Origin of the sequence: Microbacterium sp. NPDC077644, from assembly GCF_040702785.1 — a bacterium.
Taxonomy (GTDB): Bacteria; Actinomycetota; Actinomycetes; order Actinomycetales; family Microbacteriaceae; genus Microbacterium.
Genome location: NZ_JBFBME010000003.1, coordinates 196,693 through 211,352, shown reverse-complemented (window position 1 = coordinate 211,352; position 14,660 = coordinate 196,693). Strand labels below are relative to the sequence as shown.

17 protein-coding genes and 1 tRNA gene are annotated in these 14,660 nt (G+C 65.9%); 10 read left to right on the top strand and 8 right to left on the bottom strand.

What is annotated here, in order from left to right:
• Nucleotides 1-4: 4 nt before the first annotated feature.
• Nucleotides 5-415, top strand: a complete 411-nt coding sequence (locus tag AB0269_RS13065; protein ID WP_366211702.1) for a (2Fe-2S) ferredoxin domain-containing protein — start codon at nt 5-7, stop codon at nt 413-415.
• Nucleotides 416-756: 341 nt separating this feature from the next.
• Here AB0269_RS13065 and AB0269_RS13060 read toward each other — a convergent pair whose 3' ends face one another.
• The 3 genes from AB0269_RS13060 to AB0269_RS13050 form a co-directional block, all read right to left on the bottom strand.
• Nucleotides 757-1,077: a metal-sensitive transcriptional regulator gene (locus tag AB0269_RS13060; RefSeq protein WP_366211701.1), complete on the bottom strand. Its 321-nt coding sequence runs from the start codon at nt 1,075-1,077 to the stop codon at nt 757-759.
• Nucleotides 1,078-1,095: 18 nt separating this feature from the next.
• Nucleotides 1,096-3,147: a heavy metal translocating P-type ATPase gene (locus tag AB0269_RS13055; protein ID WP_366211859.1), complete on the bottom strand. Its 2,052-nt coding sequence runs from the start codon at nt 3,145-3,147 to the stop codon at nt 1,096-1,098.
• A gap of 228 nt (nt 3,148-3,375) precedes the next feature.
• The gene (locus tag AB0269_RS13050; protein ID WP_366211700.1) at nt 3,376-3,630 is read right to left on the bottom strand and encodes a YHS domain-containing protein; all 255 of its coding nucleotides are present in this window, start codon (nt 3,628-3,630) and stop codon (nt 3,376-3,378) included.
• 195 nt (nt 3,631-3,825) lie between these two features.
• Here AB0269_RS13050 and AB0269_RS13045 point away from each other — a divergent pair, with 195 nt between their 5' ends.
• From AB0269_RS13045 to AB0269_RS13015, 7 genes are all read left to right on the top strand, one after another.
• Nucleotides 3,826-4,272 carry a DUF6153 family protein gene (locus tag AB0269_RS13045; RefSeq protein ID WP_366211699.1) on the top strand — a complete coding sequence of 149 codons (447 nt, stop codon included), beginning with the start codon at nt 3,826-3,828 and terminating at the stop codon, nt 4,270-4,272.
• A gap of 90 nt (nt 4,273-4,362) precedes the next feature.
• On the top strand, nt 4,363-4,971 hold the full coding sequence (locus tag AB0269_RS13040) for a DUF305 domain-containing protein (protein ID WP_366211698.1): 609 nt from the start codon (nt 4,363-4,365) through the stop codon (nt 4,969-4,971).
• 157 nt (nt 4,972-5,128) lie between these two features.
• Nucleotides 5,129-5,950 carry a F510_1955 family glycosylhydrolase gene (locus tag AB0269_RS13035; protein WP_366211697.1) on the top strand — a complete coding sequence of 274 codons (822 nt, stop codon included), beginning with the start codon at nt 5,129-5,131 and terminating at the stop codon, nt 5,948-5,950.
• Nucleotides 5,947-6,069 carry a hypothetical protein gene (locus AB0269_RS13030; protein WP_366211696.1) on the top strand — a complete coding sequence of 41 codons (123 nt, stop codon included), beginning with the start codon at nt 5,947-5,949 and terminating at the stop codon, nt 6,067-6,069. The genes AB0269_RS13035 and AB0269_RS13030 overlap by 4 nt, the downstream gene beginning before the upstream one ends.
• 110 nt (nt 6,070-6,179) lie before the next feature.
• On the top strand, nt 6,180-6,335 hold the full coding sequence (locus tag AB0269_RS13025) for a hypothetical protein (protein ID WP_366211695.1): 156 nt from the start codon (nt 6,180-6,182) through the stop codon (nt 6,333-6,335).
• Nucleotides 6,336-6,740: 405 nt separating this feature from the next.
• Complete coding sequence (locus tag AB0269_RS13020) at nt 6,741-7,247, top strand: DUF305 domain-containing protein (protein WP_366211694.1); 507 nt, start codon at nt 6,741-6,743, stop codon at nt 7,245-7,247.
• 374 nt (nt 7,248-7,621) lie between these two features.
• Nucleotides 7,622-8,752: a tyrosine-type recombinase/integrase gene (locus tag AB0269_RS13015; RefSeq protein WP_366211693.1), complete on the top strand. Its 1,131-nt coding sequence runs from the start codon at nt 7,622-7,624 to the stop codon at nt 8,750-8,752.
• Nucleotides 8,753-8,972: 220 nt separating this feature from the next.
• Here AB0269_RS13015 and AB0269_RS13010 read toward each other — a convergent pair.
• From AB0269_RS13010 to AB0269_RS13000, 3 genes are all read right to left on the bottom strand, one after another.
• Nucleotides 8,973-9,044, bottom strand: a tRNA-Arg gene (locus AB0269_RS13010).
• 59 nt (nt 9,045-9,103) lie between these two features.
• Nucleotides 9,104-9,331, bottom strand: coding sequence for a hypothetical protein (locus tag AB0269_RS13005; protein ID WP_366211692.1), 228 nt, complete (start codon nt 9,329-9,331; stop codon nt 9,104-9,106).
• 25 nt (nt 9,332-9,356) lie between these two features.
• Entirely contained in the window at nt 9,357-10,532 is a 1,176-nt protein-coding gene (locus tag AB0269_RS13000) for a zinc-dependent alcohol dehydrogenase (protein WP_366211691.1), read from the bottom strand.
• 118 nt (nt 10,533-10,650) lie between these two features.
• Between AB0269_RS13000 and AB0269_RS12995 the strand changes: the two genes are divergently transcribed.
• Nucleotides 10,651-12,054, top strand: a complete 1,404-nt coding sequence (locus AB0269_RS12995) for an APC family permease (RefSeq protein ID WP_366211690.1) — start codon at nt 10,651-10,653, stop codon at nt 12,052-12,054.
• Here the strand turns inward: AB0269_RS12995 and AB0269_RS12990 are convergent.
• Together AB0269_RS12990 and AB0269_RS12985 are read right to left on the bottom strand one after the other, a co-directional pair.
• Nucleotides 12,005-12,982: a cation transporter gene (locus tag AB0269_RS12990; RefSeq protein ID WP_366211689.1), complete on the bottom strand. Its 978-nt coding sequence runs from the start codon at nt 12,980-12,982 to the stop codon at nt 12,005-12,007. The two genes, AB0269_RS12995 and AB0269_RS12990, sit on opposite strands and share 50 nt — an antisense overlap.
• Nucleotides 12,979-13,488: a hypothetical protein gene (locus tag AB0269_RS12985; RefSeq protein WP_366211688.1), complete on the bottom strand. Its 510-nt coding sequence runs from the start codon at nt 13,486-13,488 to the stop codon at nt 12,979-12,981. The genes AB0269_RS12990 and AB0269_RS12985 overlap by 4 nt, the downstream gene beginning before the upstream one ends.
• A gap of 132 nt (nt 13,489-13,620) precedes the next feature.
• On the opposite strand from AB0269_RS12985, the gene AB0269_RS12980 reads away from it, so the two are divergent.
• The gene (locus AB0269_RS12980) at nt 13,621-14,565 is read left to right on the top strand and encodes an AraC family transcriptional regulator (RefSeq protein WP_366211687.1); all 945 of its coding nucleotides are present in this window, start codon (nt 13,621-13,623) and stop codon (nt 14,563-14,565) included.
• The last annotated feature ends 95 nt before the right edge of the window (nt 14,566-14,660 follow it).

The window sequence follows — 14,660 nt, the reverse complement described above, 5'->3', positions numbered from 1 at the left end:
TCAGATGGCAAAGAAGAAGCGCCGAACGCAGGCGACGCCCAAGGATCAGATGATCGTTGTGGTGTGCCGGGGCGGCGACTGCGGCAGCCGGCGTAAGCACCCCGGCACCGACCACGCTGCACAGCTGCGCGAGATCAGAAATGCCGCCGGTACGAAGGTAGCGGTCACCGTCAGCAGGTGTCTCGATGCTTGCGAGCATTCCAACGTCGTCGTCATCATCCCCGATGCGGACGGCAGAAGCGCCGGCGCGTCACCGGTATGGGTCGGTGAAGCAAACGACGCCGAGGTCACCGCCGAGATTCTCCAGACGATGGCCGGCCCCGCCGATCTCACCGGTCTTCCCGCGCTCGTCGACATCCATACCTTCCACCCGACTCGTCAGAATCGTCGGGAACTGGACGAAGAGGTCGACTGAGACGCAGGCGCGCCACGACCAAGAGCGCAGACGAGTACGACGTGCCGCGGGTAGCGTGGCGGTATGTCGATTGAAACGTATATCGCGGTTCTGCACGACGATGAGGCGGCGACTGAAGGTGGCGAATCTGTCCTCTGCCCGCTCCAGCCTGACGGGGAACCTAAGCCCATCATCGATCACGACGGCGTGCTCTATGACCTATTCAAAGCTCAGGGCAGGGACGGTGTCTTCGAGTACAGGCGCGCGCGAGATTAGGCCATTGCAGGCTTAGCCACACCAATTAGAACAGCCGAACGAATCGTGTTGTCGTGCGGTCTGCGCATCGCCAGATCTGAAACGGCTCAGCGCACGAGGCGGGCGATCGCCTGAGACGCTTCACGCACTTTCTCTTCGGCGATGTCCCCGCCGGCCCGCGCTGCATCTGCCGCGCAGTGGCGCAGGTGCTCTTCGAGAAGTCCGACAGCAACGCTCTGCAAGGCGCTGGTCAGCGCGGAGATCTGAGTGAGGATGTCGATGCAGTACTTCTCGTCCTCGACCATGCGGTGGATACCGCGCGATTGTCCTTCGATGCGCTTGAGACGGGCAAGATAGCGGGCTTTGTCAGTGATGTACCCGTGCTCACCGTGGTCGCCGGAGGTTGCGGGGTCGGCGGTATCAGTCATCTGGATCTCCGGGGGGCGTCATCGATTCAGGATGGCGCGGGTCGTGGTGTCGGGCCGCAGATCGAGTCGGCGCAACAGCTGTGCGTTGAGGGCGACGACGATCGTGGACAACGACATGAGGATCGCTCCGACCGACATCGGAAGCACGAAGCCGATGGGGGCGAGGATTCCGGCGGCGAGGGGCACGGAGATGAGGTTGTAGCCGGCGGCCCACCACAGGTTCTGCTTCATCTTCCGGTACGAGGCTCGGGACAGTTCGATCACGGAGAGCACTGAACGGGGGTCGTCGCTGGCGAGGATGACGCCGGCGGAGGCGATCGCGACATCTGTGCCGGCACCGATCGCGAGACCGACGTCGGCCTGCGCGAGGGCGGGGGCGTCGTTGACGCCGTCACCGACCATCGCGACCTTCCGCCCCTCGTTCTGGAGCTCCTGAACCTTCGCCGCCTTATCCTCGGGCCGGACCCCTGCGAAGACACGGTCGATACTGAGGTCCTGGGCGACGGTGTGCGCCACGGCTTCGGCGTCGCCGGTGATCATCACGACCTGAACCCCGAGCGAGTGGAGGGCGTCGACGGCCTCGCGAGATTCCGTACGCACTTCGTCGGCAAGCTTCAGGGCTCCGACGACACGGCCGTCTTGGGTGACGTGGAGGATGATCGCGCCATTTGCGCGCCATCGATCGGCGACCGGGAGCTCGTCCGCGCTCTCCTCGGCGAGCAGGTGCGGTCCACCGACGCGTACGGTTGTTCCCTCGACCGTCGCGGTGACGCCCACTGCGGGTGACGACGTGAAGTCCGCACTGCGCGGGACGGTGAGCTGCTTGTCGGCAGCCGCGCGGACGATGGCCTTCGCAAGGGGGTGCTCGCTGTCGGCTTCGGCGGCCGCGGCCAGGGCGAGAATCCGGTCGGGGTCCGTGCCGTCGATGGCGGTGACCTCGGAGACGACGGGTTCGCCCTTGGTGAGGGTGCCGGTCTTGTCGAACAGGACCGTGTCGACTGTGCGCATGCTCTCCAGGGCGAGCCGGTCCTTGACGAGCACGCCTCCGCGCGCTGCGCGTTCGGTGGCGATGGAGACGACCAGCGGGATCGCCAGGCCCAATGCGTGCGGGCAGGCGATGACCAGCACCGTGATCGTGCGGATGACGGCCGCATCGGGGAACCCGATGAGCGTCCACACGATCGCGGTGATCGCCGCAGCACCGAGAGCGAACCAGAACAACCACGCGGCGGCCTTGTCGGCGAGGCGCTGCGCGCGGGACGAGGAACTCTGCGCCTCCGTCACGAGACGCTGGATGCCGGCCAGGGTCGTATCATCCCCGGTCGCGGTGATCTCCACCCGAAGCCCCGAATCGGTGGCTACGGTTCCGGCCGTGACCTGGTCGCCGACGCTGCGCTCCACGGTGCGGGATTCGCCGGTGACCATCGACTCGTCCATCGATGCGCGTCCATCGACGATGCGTCCGTCCGCGGGGACACTCCCACCGGGTCGCACCACCACGACGTCGCCGACGATGAGTTCGGCAGGTGAGACCGTCACGACCCGGTCGTCCTCGACACGTTCCGCCTCATCTGGCAGGAGAGCGGCGAGCGAGTCGAGGGCAGACGTGGTCTGCGCGAGGGAGCGCATCTCGATCCAGTGCCCCAACAGCATGATGACGATGAGCAGGGCGAGCTCCCACCAGAAGTCGAGCTCATGGTGCAGGATGCCCAGGGTGGCGCCCCAGGAGGCGACGAACGCGACCGTGATGGCCAGACCGATCAGGAGCATCATCCCCGGCCGGCGAGACCGAAGCTCGCTGATCGCGCCGATGAGGAACGGCTTGCCACCCCAGGCGTACATGACTGTGCCGAGCACGGGCGACACCCAGACAAGGCCCGGAACGTCGGGGAGGGTGTAGCCGACGATCATCGCGAACATCCCGGAGAGCGCGACGGTGGGGACGGCAAGAACGAGCATGATCCAGAACAGCCGGCGGAACTGTCCCACGTGATCGCCGTGTCCTGCGTGGCCGCCGTGTCCTGCGTGGCCATCGTGCCCCGACTGCGCGCTATGGCCTTCGTGCGACATCGGCTCGGGATGCTCATGCGGCCCGACCTGATGGCCCGTCGGTGAACCGTGCGCTGCGGCGGTCGCCACGGTAGGGCTCGACGGGGTGTGGGCGTGTGCCGTGTGATCGCCAGCGGCGTGTGCGTGCTCGGTGCCCTCGTGGTGCGGGGTGCTCATGGTCCTATCCTCCTCGGGTTGACGAATCGTGCGGGCTCAATCCATGCCGCGGATCCGCGCGAGTGATGCCATTCAGGCGGTGGCAGTGACGTACTTGGTCGGGTCTGCGTCGAAGGCGGGTCCGCATCCGGCGCAGCAGAAGTAGTACCGCTCACCGTTGTAGTCGCGGAACAGGCCTGCGGCTTCCGCATCGGCTTTAACGACCGTGCTGCCCACCATGACGGGGCATTCGGCGCACTGATCGGCCGACCGGGCGAGGAGATCCTTGCGTCCTTCGACGGCGACGGCGTTGTGGCTGCAGCAGGATCCCGTGGTGGAGTCGGGCATGCGCGGTTCCTCTTTCTCTCGATCGGTGTGCGGATGGTGTCTCCCCGCCCACAACACTATACCCCTGGGGGGTATTCCGTTACGACGGTCAATGCTTTGCGGACGATGTCCGCTATCCGTGCAGGTCGGCCGCTAACCCCGATGATGCACATAGTCCGCGGTGTTAGCATCCTGAGCAGGATGGAGGGTCCCCGCATGCATCTCGCGTTCCGCAGCGCACGCCCGCAGTTGTCGTTGCGCGCGTTGTTGACACTCGGCGCGGCCACGCTCATGGTCATCGTCGGGCTGTTGGCGATGCATACCTTCACCGCGGAACCTGCCGGGCACGGTGCGTCCGGACTCTCCCATTCAGCATCTGTGGCAGGCGGCGATCACGTCACTGCGACGGGCGGCGCTGACAGCGCGGGCATCTCGTGCGATGGCTCCTGTCATGCGATGACCGGGCACGGGCAGGGCGACCACGACATGCTGACGGCCTGTGTGCTCGCGCTGCTTTCCGGCCTTCTTCTGCTTCTTCCTCCGGTGCTGAGCCGCGGTCACAGCGTGAACCTTCAACGGGTCATGAGCCGGATGAGATGGGACGCGTCCGGTGTTCTTCCCCGTGCTCCCTCGCTCACGTTCCTTTCGATAAGTCGCACCTGAGTAATCGCCGCCGACCCTGAACGGTCGGCTTCGTGGCGCCGTCAGGCGTCGATATTCGCGACCTCACAACGACTTATCAAAGGAACAATCATGAACAAAAAGCTCCCCCTCGCTGTCAGCACCGGCGTCCTGACCCTCGCGCTGGCGCTCAGCGGGTGCGCTGACAACAGCACTGCGCCATCCAGCCAGACCACCTCTTCACCCCAGTCGTCGTCGGCTTCGACGGCGACTGAGGCCGATGAGATGTTCGTGACGATGATGATCCCGCATCACCAGCAGGCCATCGACATGGCCGATATCCTGCTCGCCAAGGACGGGGCCGACTCACGCGTGGTCGAACTCGCCGAGCAGATCAAGGCCGCGCAGGGCCCGGAGATCGACACGATGCTCGGATGGCTCGAAGACTGGGGCGTCGACTACGACCCGGGCTCGATGGGCGGCATGGACCATGGGGCCATGGGCGGTGACGACAGCATGATGTCCGAAGAGGACATGACCCTGTTGGAGGATGCCGACGCCGCCGAGGCCGGTCGCCTGTTCCTCGAGCAGATGATCGTGCATCACGAAGGCGCTGTCGACATGGCGCAGACCGCCCTTGACGACGGGCAGAACCCTGACGTCCTCGACCTCGCGCAGCAGGTTATCGACGCTCAGACTGCGGAGATCGCCACGATGCAGGAACTCCTGGGACAGCTCTAGGACGCCCCGGGCGGGCCGACGATCGATCGGCCCGCCCTTCTTGCCACCTGTCGCACCGCGACATCGATTTGCATATCGTCGCGCTCCTGCTGCGCGACGTCGAAGCCAGGCCGTCCCACGGCCGCCACCGGAAACCATCATGAAACGCTCGTTCCTCTTGACCACCGCCACTTCGACCGTCCTGGCGGTCATCATCACCGGATGCACCGCCGCACCGCTCGGAGACCCCGACTCGGCACCCCGCATCGATCACATCCACGGGATCGCCGCCGACCCGCGTGGCGACGACCTGTTCGTCGCCACGCACAACGGCATCTTCACTCTCGCCCCCGACGGGACGATCTCCGGACCGATCGGCGGACACGATTTCGACGCCATGGGGTTCACCGTCTCTGACGATTCGCTGTTCGCGTCGGGACATCCCGGGGACAACACCCCGGCTGAACTCGGAGCCCCGAACCTCGGCATCATCCGCAGCGACGACTACGGGAACTCCTGGTCCCCGATCGCCCTCAACGGGACCACCGACTTCCACGTCCTCACCGCAGGGCCGGACGGCGTGCTCTACGGCATCCCCTCCAGCCAGGTAGACCTGCTCACGAGCACCGACGAGGGAAACACCTGGACAGAGCGTGTACCTCTCGGCGCCGCTGACCTCGCCGTCACCGAGTCCGGCGTCTACGCCGCAGCGGAAGAAGGCGTCCTCGTCAGCACCGATGGCGGCGAATCATTCACGCCCGTCGACGCGGCTCCCGTTCTCTACGCTCTGGAAGCGCGCACGGACGGCGCACTGCTCGGCGCCGGTACCGACGGCGTCCTGTGGTCACAAGACGACAGCGGCGCCTGGCAGCAACTGGAATCATTGCAGGGCGCGGTCCAAGCGCTCACCGTCGTCGACGACCGCATCATCCTCGTCGACGACCGCGGCATCGTCGAAGTATCCACCGGCGGCACGAACGTCCTCAGCCCCGCCCAGTGACCATGGATAAGCGCAAGAACCCGCTGCAGAATCTCACGTTCTTCATCGCGGTCGCCACGATGGCCGTCGTCCTCCTCGCCGCCGCCAGTTTCCTCGCGATCGGAGCGATATTCCGATGAACCGCGCCAGCTCCCAACCGCCTACTGATCCGGTCCGAACACACCGACGTCTCGTTCGTCTCGGATACGCGCTCCTGGCCACCGGCCCGCTCCTTGCGCTCGCGCATCTGGTGACCGACGCTCGATCGACCGACAGCCCCTGGTGGACCTACACGATCGCCAGCTACGACATCACAGTGATCATCGTCATCATAGCCACGGCACTGATCCTGCGGACGCCTCCGCACACGACCACGGGGATCAGCGAGACACAACCTGGACCGTGAGGGCTGAGGCATTACCATGCCCTCCCGTGGTATTCAACGGGTTCCCGGGGCCATCTCGGCGATCGTATCTTTTGAGCTCCCAGATGACGAGAGGACGATCATGACTGTCGCGGCGGAAATGCTTCGCACCCATTCGAAGGACGGGGGCCAGGTTGACCAGAAAGCGCTCGTGGACTGCATCAAGGTCTGCACCCCATGCGCCGATGGATATCCGAGTGAGGAGATGCTCGCAGAGCTCACGAAGTGCAACTGCACAAACCTGGACTGCGCCGACCTCTGCGAGACCACCGCACGTATCCAGAGGCAGAGGTGATTCACATGTCGCAGAACACGCACGAAGGAAGCGACCGACACGCGGATCAAAAGAAGCGCGGCCCGCTGAAGATGTATCTGCGATTTGCGGCGATGATCCTCACTGGCATGGTGGTGATGTACTGGACGATGTTCGCCGGAGTGTGGGAATGGGGACACATCCGCTTCAGCGAGAGCCGCGTGTTCATGGCGCTCACCATGGGAGGCGCTATGGGGCTTGTCATGCTCGCCTGGATGCTGAACATGTACAAGAACACCAAAGCGAACGTCGCCGTCGTGATCATCAGCATGCTCCTACTCGGAGGCGGCGTCGCCCTCGACCGCAGCCAGGTCACCGTCGACGACACCGCGTACATGCGAGCCATGATTCCCCACCACTCTCTTGCGATCACCAGATCTGAACGAGCGCAGATTCAAGACATCCGAGTGTGCCAGCTCGCCGTCGAGATCAGCGAAGCTCAACGCCGAGAGATCCTCGAGATGGATTGGCTCATCGACGACATCGAACGCAACGGACCTGCCACGACGGCTGGAGACGCGCGGAACCGGCCCGTCCCCGACTTCGACAGGGCCGCCGACCGCGACTGCCCCGCCGAATGAGGAGACCATTGAGCCGGGCGAAACGCGGTTCCACTCTGGTAGCGGGTATGCGCTGACAAGCCCGGACCTCACGGCGGCCCGCCCCGACACCCAGCCGCCTCAGCGATCGGGCGCGGCGCAGTGCGCGGCGTCGAACGGCTGCTAAGCGGAGCGCGTCAGCGCGGAGTCTGCAAGGAGTGAGCGGCGAGAACGGAGCCGTGCCCGATCGCTACACTCTCGGCGTCGGAGGGAGGCGCCCCGGTCCTCCTCAACGCCACTTGGCGACGTCTTCCTGCATCTATCCACATTCGTTGTCGGTGTCGTTGACGGTGCTGAGCGGGTGTCCGAGACTAGGCAGATACTGACCAGCAGGCCGGCATCGAGCGGAGGTCGAGATGGGCACCATCACGTCATATGAAACGGTGAACGGTCGTCGGTACCGCGTGCGCTATCGCAAGCCGGATCGCTCCGAGGCGCAGAAGCGCGGCTTCACGACGATGCGCGACGCGGAGTTATACCTGTCGCTGGTCACGGTGTCGAAGTCGAAGGGCGAGTACGTCGATCCGTCCACGTCCCGCGTTCCGGTCGTCTTGTTCGCGGACAGTTGGTTGCGCTCCAAGCGGCCGCCGATGTCGAAGCCGTCGTACTACACGACGCTCGAGCGGGCGTGGAAGAACCATGTGGCTCCGGTCTGGGCCGAGCGGGAGATCTGGTCGATCCGACGCTCGGAGGTCCAGGATTGGGTGTCCGACCTCGCGACGCAGCGATCTCGCACCGTCGTGCTGCGCGCGCTCGGCGTCCTCGCCGGCATCCTCGATGTCGCGATCGACGATCGCCGGCTTGCGAGCAACCCGGCCCGCCATATCCGCAGCCTTCCTCGGAAGGGTCCGGGCAAGCGCCGTGTGTACCTCACGCATGACCAGGTGGCGACGCTGGCGGCGTGCTCGGCGCATCCGACGCTCGTGTTGACGTTGGCGTACACCGGTCTGCGTTGGGGCGAGGCGACGGGGTTGCGGGTGCGCAGCGTCAACCGGTTGCGCCGGCGTTTCGTCATCGAGGAGAACGCGGTGATGATCGCGTACGAGATCCATGTCGGCACGCCCAAGACGCACGAGAAGCGCTCGGTGCCGTACCCCGAGCGTCTGGCCGCGATGATCGAGCAGGCGTGCGCCGGCAAGGGGCCCGAGGGTCTCCTGTTCGGCGACGGGGTCAACCACATGCGCAACTCGGGTGCGCAGGGCTGGTTCGCGAACGCGGTTCGCCGGGCGCAGGCGATCGATCCGTCGATCCCGCGGGTCACCCCGCACGATCTCCGGCACACCGCCGCCTCGCTGGCGATCAGTTCGGGTGCGAACGTGAAGGCCGTGCAGCGGATGCTCGGACACGCGTCGGCGGCGATGACGCTGGACACCTACGCCGATCTCTTCGATGACGATCTGGATGCCGTCGCATCTCGGCTGAATGCCGCCATGTCGCTGATCGCGCTGCCGACGGGGCCGCAGAAACGCTACGCCCGACCGACGTGAGCGCCGGGAGCAGATTGCTCAGTTCTGCGACAGCGCACGCGACGGCCGAGATGCTCGATTTCGACGCCTGAAGACGCTCGATGAAGCCCCTTGTAGAGCCTCGTCCGCGACCCCTTTTCGGCCTCATAGGAGATTCAAATGCGGCCAAAATGCGGCCAAAAATGCCATTTCTGTGGTCTGACCTCAGAAGAAATCCCTGGTCAGAGCGAGAAAGAGGCGGTGCCCCTGGAGGGACTCGAACCCCCAACCGTTTGCTTAGGACGCAACTGCTCTTCCATTGAGCTACAGAGGCTGGCCAGAACAGTCTAGCCAGCCCCCGCCTCCGCAGAGAATCCTCCGGCGCCACAGGGGCTACTCCGAGGATTCGGCCTCGTCCGGTTCGACCTGCGGGCGACCGATGATGCCGATGCCCACCGCCTCGTGACTGGGCTCCGGCTCGTCGCGAGTCGGGGCTGTGGGCTCCTCGTCGGGATCCTTCTCGGTGCTCGGCTCCGTCATCTCGTCCGAAGTCGGCATCTCTTCTTCGTCGGGGAGCTGTGGCTCTTCGGGTGTCTGGTCAGACGTCTGGGAGTCGCTCATGGTGTTGTCCTCTCTTCGGTTCGGCTCAGGGATTTAGGACGACCTTGATGCAGCCGTCCTCCTTGCGCTGGAAGGTCGAATACAGATCCGGAGCGTCCTCGAGCGGTGCGTGGTGCGTCGCCAGATCCATCACGCCCAGTGGATCTGCGGGATCCTCGACCAGCGGCAGCAGATCGTCGATCCACCGCTTCACGTTGCACTGGCCCATCCGCAGGCTCAGCTGCTTGTCGAACATCGTCTTCATGGGCAGGATGTCCGCATCGCCCGCGTACACACCGCTGAGCGAGACCGTGCCGCCACGGCGCACGACGTCGATGGCGGCGTAGACCGCCGTCAGCCGATCGACACCCGCCTTCTCGAGAGCGACCCGGGCCACGGCATCCGGGAGGAGCCCGACCGCCTGCTGCGCGAACTTCACGCCGGGAGCGCCGTGCGCCTCGAGTCCGACGGCGTCCACGACGGAATCCGCGCCGCGGCCGTCCGTCAGATCGCGCAGCTCATCGACGACATCGTCGGTCAGGTCATAGGTGAGGATGCCGTGACGTTCGGCCATCGCGCGCCGTTCCGGAACCGGATCCACGGCGAGCACCCGGAACCCGAGGTGCGTCCCCACACGGGAGACGAACTGACCGACGGGGCCGAGGCCCAGCACGGCGAGGGTGCCGCCCTCGGGCACCTGCGCGTACTGCACGCCCTGCCACGCCGTCGGCAGGATGTCGCTCAGATACAGATACCGGTCATCGGGCAGATCGGCGCCGATCCGCACGTGGTTGTAGTCGGCGAAAGGCACACGCAGGTACTCCGCCTGGCCTCCGGGCACCTGGCCGTAAAGCTTCGTGTATCCGAACAGCGCCGCACCGCTGCCGTACTCCCGCACCTGAGTGGTCTCGCACTGCGACTGCAGACCTCGGCGGCACATGAAGCAGTGACCGCACGAGATGTTGAACGGGATGACCACCCGATCGCCGACCGCGAGCTCGACGACCTCGCTGCCGATCTCGACGACTTCACCCATCGGCTCGTGGCCGAGGACATCGCCGCGGTCGAGGAACGGACCGAGGAGCTCGTACAGGTGCAGATCCGAGCCGCAGATCGCCGAGGACGTGATCCGGATGATCGCATCGGTCGGTGATTCGATCCTCGGGTCATCCACTTCGCTGATCTGAACGTCGCGCTTTCCTTGCCAGGTGACTGCTCGCATGACTACACCCTCCGCCACCGTGCGGGATGACCGAACGGGGTTGACAGCGGCGGCTCGAGCCGTCCCGCGAGTTGTCAAGCCCGCTTGCGAGGCCGATGGGCCCCGCTACTTTCGCAGGATGACCGACGATGCGCATGCGAACAGCACTCCGGACGCCTCAGTCGCGGCGCGGCCGCACGACGAGTCACGACTGCGCCGGGCCATCACCGGCCCGCTGCTGTTCACGTTCATTCTCGGTGATGTTCTCGGAGCGGGGATCTATGCACTCATGGGCGTTCTCTCCGGCGAGGTGGGCGGCATGCTGTGGGCGCCGCTGCTTCTGGCGCTGCTGCTCGCGCTGCTGACCGCCGGATCATATGCCGAGCTCGTCACGAAATACCCGCGGGCGGGAGGAGCGGCCGTCTTCGCGGAACGAGCCTTCCACAGCCGCATCGTGTCGTTCCTCGTCGGATTCAGCATGATGGCTGCCGGGGTGGTCAGCGCAGCCGGCCTCGCGATCGCCTTCGCGGGGGAGTATCTGCACACGTTCGTCGATCTGCCGGTCATCCCGGTGGCGATGGTGTTCCTCGCCGTCGTCGCGGCGCTCAACGCCCGAGGCATCCGGGAATCGATGGGCGCGAACCTCGTGATGACTGCGATCGAGGTGAGTGGACTGGTGATCGTGATCGTCGTCGTGAGTCTCTTCGTCGCAGGCGGCGGGGGAGACCTCGGACGCGTGACCCAGGCGCCGGAGGGCACGGCGGTGGGATTCGCGGTTCTCAGCGGCGCGATCGTCGCCTATTACTCCTTCGTCGGCTTCGAGACGTCGGCGAACGTCATCGAAGAGGTCAAGAGCCCGTCGAAGACCTACCCGAAGGCGCTGTTCACCGCGCTGATCACCGCCGGGGTCGTCTACGTGCTCGTCGGGCTGGCCAGCTCGGCCGCATTGCCGCCCGAGGACCTCGCCGGTTCCAGCGGGCCGCTGCTCGCCGTCGTGGAGGCGACGGGTGCCGGCATTCCGTCGTGGCTGTTCAGCCTGATCGCCCTCATCGCCGTGGCGAACGGCGCTCTCCTCACGATGATCATGGCCAGCAGGCTCGCCTACGGGATGGCGGAGCAGGGCTTGCTGCCCGGTGCGCTTTCTCGCGTGCTTCCTCGGCGGAAGACTCCGTGGGTCGCCATCCTCACGACCTCGTTCGTCGCGATGCTCCTCACGCTCATCGGCGATCTGGCGACCCTCGCAGAGACCGTCGTGCTGCTCCTGCTGTTCGTCTTCCTGAGCGCGAACGTGTCCGTGCTCGTGCTGCGCAGAGACCGCGCCGAGCACGACCACTTCCGCGTCTGGACGTTCGTCCCCGTGCTCGGAGTCGCCTCGTGCATCCTGCTGCTCAGCCAGCAACGGCCGCAGGTGTGGCTGTTCGGCGCGATCCTCCTCGCGGTCGGCGGAGTTCTCTACCTGCTCGCACAGTGGGGGCGCCGCCGGGAGAGTCCGGTCAGCGACCGTCGTCCGCCTCGTCAGGAAGGCGATCCGATGGCACGATGACGACATCCTGCACCTTCCAGTCCACTGCCGCGATGCGCTCGGATGCCTGATCGATCCGTCGCAGGGCCACCCGGCGACGGCGGGGGACGACGAAGGCCTCGACGTGGAAAACCTGTCCCTGATCCCGCATCCGCACGGCGGCATCCGCAACCCACGGCAGGGACCGGAGCAGGGCGACGATCCGGGCGGCGAGCGGATGCGGTCCATCATCGTCGTACGTCGTCGCGCGCTGGTCCATGAGGTCGACGACGGCCGACCTGGTGTTGCGGAAGCCGTCGTGGATGATGCCGAGCGAGATGAACAGCGCGGCGACTCCGTCGAGCCACCACACGCCGACTCCGATGCCGAGCACGCCGACGATCGACGCCGCGTTCGTCTGCCAGTCGGCCTTCGCCATGTCGGCGTCGGTGTAGAGCAGCTTATTGTGCAGCACCGGCGCGAGCCGCGCCTTCGCCGGCCCGTAGATGAAGACCGGACCGACCACGACGAGCACCATGACCGCGACCATCAGCCATCCGAGCCAGATGGTGTGTCCGAGCATCCGCACCGTCCCGATCGTCGGATGCTCGGCGGCGATGAGTCCGGAGACGGCTTCCACGGCGAGGTTCAGCCCGACGGTGAAGAGTGCGACGCCGGCGACGAGATGACCGACCCCCATCGCCCGATGCATGCCGTAGGGATGCTTCTTGTCGGGGCGTCGGCGCACGAAGATGAGGGCGACGAGGAAGGCGACCTGGGGGGTGAGGGAGAGCATGTCCTCGATCCACGCCGTTCGCATCGCTTGCGAATTGCCGACGACGAACGCGACGAGCGCGATCGTGCAGCTGGTGTAGGCGATCGTGAACCATTCCCAGAACACCGCCTTCTTCAGCGCGACCTGCTGCTCCTCGGGAAGATCCGCACGACCGAACTGGTGGGCGGGTCTCATGAGCCCACCTCCCCATCGAGAAAGACTTCGAGCCGGGATAGGAAGGCGTTCTCGCCGAGTGGGACGAGGAACACGAGCGAGCGACCGTCCGCCCCCTCGATGTTCTTGTAGCCCCGTGTGATTCCCGCCCGGTCTGTCCACGGCGTCCCGTCGGTGAAGCCGCCGATCGCGAGATCGATGTCACCGGATTCGAGGTCCGATATCAGCGTCTCCTCCGCGGATACCGTCCAATCGATTCGTGCGTCGATCGAGTCGGCGAAGTCCTCGGTGACATCGACGAGCGGCCCGTGCGGCTGTTCGCCGTCAACCGCGACGAGCCCGGGATCGGGCGACACTCCGACACGGATCGTTCCGCCGCTGACGGCGTCGAGCGTGCCGTTCGGATCCGTCGGCACGGTGATACCGCAGCCCGCGGTGAGCACGGCCGCGAAAGCGATGGTCGCGGTGGCTGCTGCGCTTCTGAGCGCGGAACGCGCATGGATGTGTCGCGCCCGACGAACGGTCATAGGAGCAGTGTCGTCCCGCAGGGCGGCCACGACAAGGAGCTTGACCTGCGCACGGTGTTCCAGCTATGTCCGCTGAGGCATGCAAGCTCGGCTATCGTCCGAGGAGGCCTGTCTGCAAGGAGAAGAACCAGGATGCTGTCCACACTGCGCTTCACCTCGACGGACGCCACGCGGGTCGAAGAGACCTGGCAGACGTTCGTCCCCTCGGCGAACCTGCAGAAGGTGGATCCGGATCGCTTCGCGTTCCACTGGTCGTCCGCGGGCCTCGCAGACCTCACGGTGGTGGAGTACGAACTGCGCGCGGACGTGCATTCGGTGGTCGAGCCTGAGGATCAGCTCCTCGTGTGCCGGGTCGACGCACCGGCCGCCGAGGTGGGATCGGGACGTGACAGCCTCGATGCGGGTCTTCCCTGGCTGACCGACGGCCGGCCCGTGTGGGCCCGATGGAACCACACCGCCAAGGTCCGCGCGCTCATCTTCGATCGAAACGCGGCTCAGACGATCGCTCGCCGGATGAGCGGGAACGAGGACTACCGCCTCCGGCTGAAGGACCTCCGACCGGTCGGAAGACGTGCCGCGGCGCAGTGGGAACGCTCGTTCTCCTACCTCGTTTCGTCGTTGGGGAATGCGCGTGCGGATGACCGGCTGATCGTCGCCGGACTGCGCCGACAAGCGCTGTGGGCCACGCTCACCGCCTTCGACACGGGATTCGGAGACGCGCTCGAGGCCAGGTCGCAGCGGCGCGCCGCCACAACGACCGTGCGTCGGGCCGTCGACTTCATCGACGCGAACGCTCACCGCGACATCACCGTCGATGACGTCGCTTCGGCTGTCCACATGTCCACGCGTGGTTTGCAGTACGCGTTCCGGCGCGCGTTGGACACCACCCCGGCCGAACAGATGCGACGCGCTCGTCTGGACGGCGCCCACCGCGAACTCTCACGCGGACGGGCGGCGACGGTCGGCGATGTCGCGCGGGCATGGGGATTCGCTCATCCTTCACGGTTCGCGGCGGCCTATCGCGCCGTCTACGGCGTCTCGCCGTCTGAGACTCTGCGGAGAGGTCGAGGGGACTGAAAGCGCACTCTCTCTGCGCGAAACGTCGCCGGGTCGTGTCTCGTCCGAGAATGCTGGGACCGGTCGCTAGGTTCGGAACGAGCGCACGGCTTCGG

Excerpts from the sequence above, each read along its gene's own strand:
- AB0269_RS12990 (WP_366211689.1), bottom strand. The coding sequence starts at position 12,982 with ATGAGACCCGCCCACCAGTTCGGTCGTGCGGATCTTCCCGAGGAGCAG.
- AB0269_RS13065 (WP_366211702.1), top strand. The coding sequence starts at position 5 with ATGGCAAAGAAGAAGCGCCGAACGCAGGCGACGCCCAAGGATCAGATG.
- AB0269_RS13060 (WP_366211701.1), bottom strand. The coding sequence starts at position 1,077 with ATGACTGATACCGCCGACCCCGCAACCTCCGGCGACCACGGTGAGCAC.
- AB0269_RS13020 (WP_366211694.1), top strand. The coding sequence starts at position 6,741 with ATGATCCTCACTGGCATGGTGGTGATGTACTGGACGATGTTCGCCGGA.
- AB0269_RS13045 (WP_366211699.1), top strand. The coding sequence starts at position 3,826 with ATGCATCTCGCGTTCCGCAGCGCACGCCCGCAGTTGTCGTTGCGCGCG.
- AB0269_RS12985 (WP_366211688.1), bottom strand. The coding sequence starts at position 13,488 with ATGACCGTTCGTCGGGCGCGACACATCCATGCGCGTTCCGCGCTCAGA.
- AB0269_RS12995 (WP_366211690.1), top strand. The coding sequence starts at position 10,651 with ATGACCGACGATGCGCATGCGAACAGCACTCCGGACGCCTCAGTCGCG.
- AB0269_RS13005 (WP_366211692.1), bottom strand. The coding sequence starts at position 9,331 with ATGAGCGACTCCCAGACGTCTGACCAGACACCCGAAGAGCCACAGCTC.
- AB0269_RS13015 (WP_366211693.1), top strand. The coding sequence starts at position 7,622 with ATGGGCACCATCACGTCATATGAAACGGTGAACGGTCGTCGGTACCGC.
- AB0269_RS13000 (WP_366211691.1), bottom strand. The coding sequence starts at position 10,532 with ATGCGAGCAGTCACCTGGCAAGGAAAGCGCGACGTTCAGATCAGCGAA.
- AB0269_RS13050 (WP_366211700.1), bottom strand. The coding sequence starts at position 3,630 with ATGCCCGACTCCACCACGGGATCCTGCTGCAGCCACAACGCCGTCGCC.
- AB0269_RS13040 (WP_366211698.1), top strand. The coding sequence starts at position 4,363 with ATGAACAAAAAGCTCCCCCTCGCTGTCAGCACCGGCGTCCTGACCCTC.
- AB0269_RS12980 (WP_366211687.1), top strand. The coding sequence starts at position 13,621 with ATGCTGTCCACACTGCGCTTCACCTCGACGGACGCCACGCGGGTCGAA.
- AB0269_RS13055 (WP_366211859.1), bottom strand. The coding sequence starts at position 3,147 with ATGTCGCACGAAGGCCATAGCGCGCAGTCGGGGCACGATGGCCACGCA.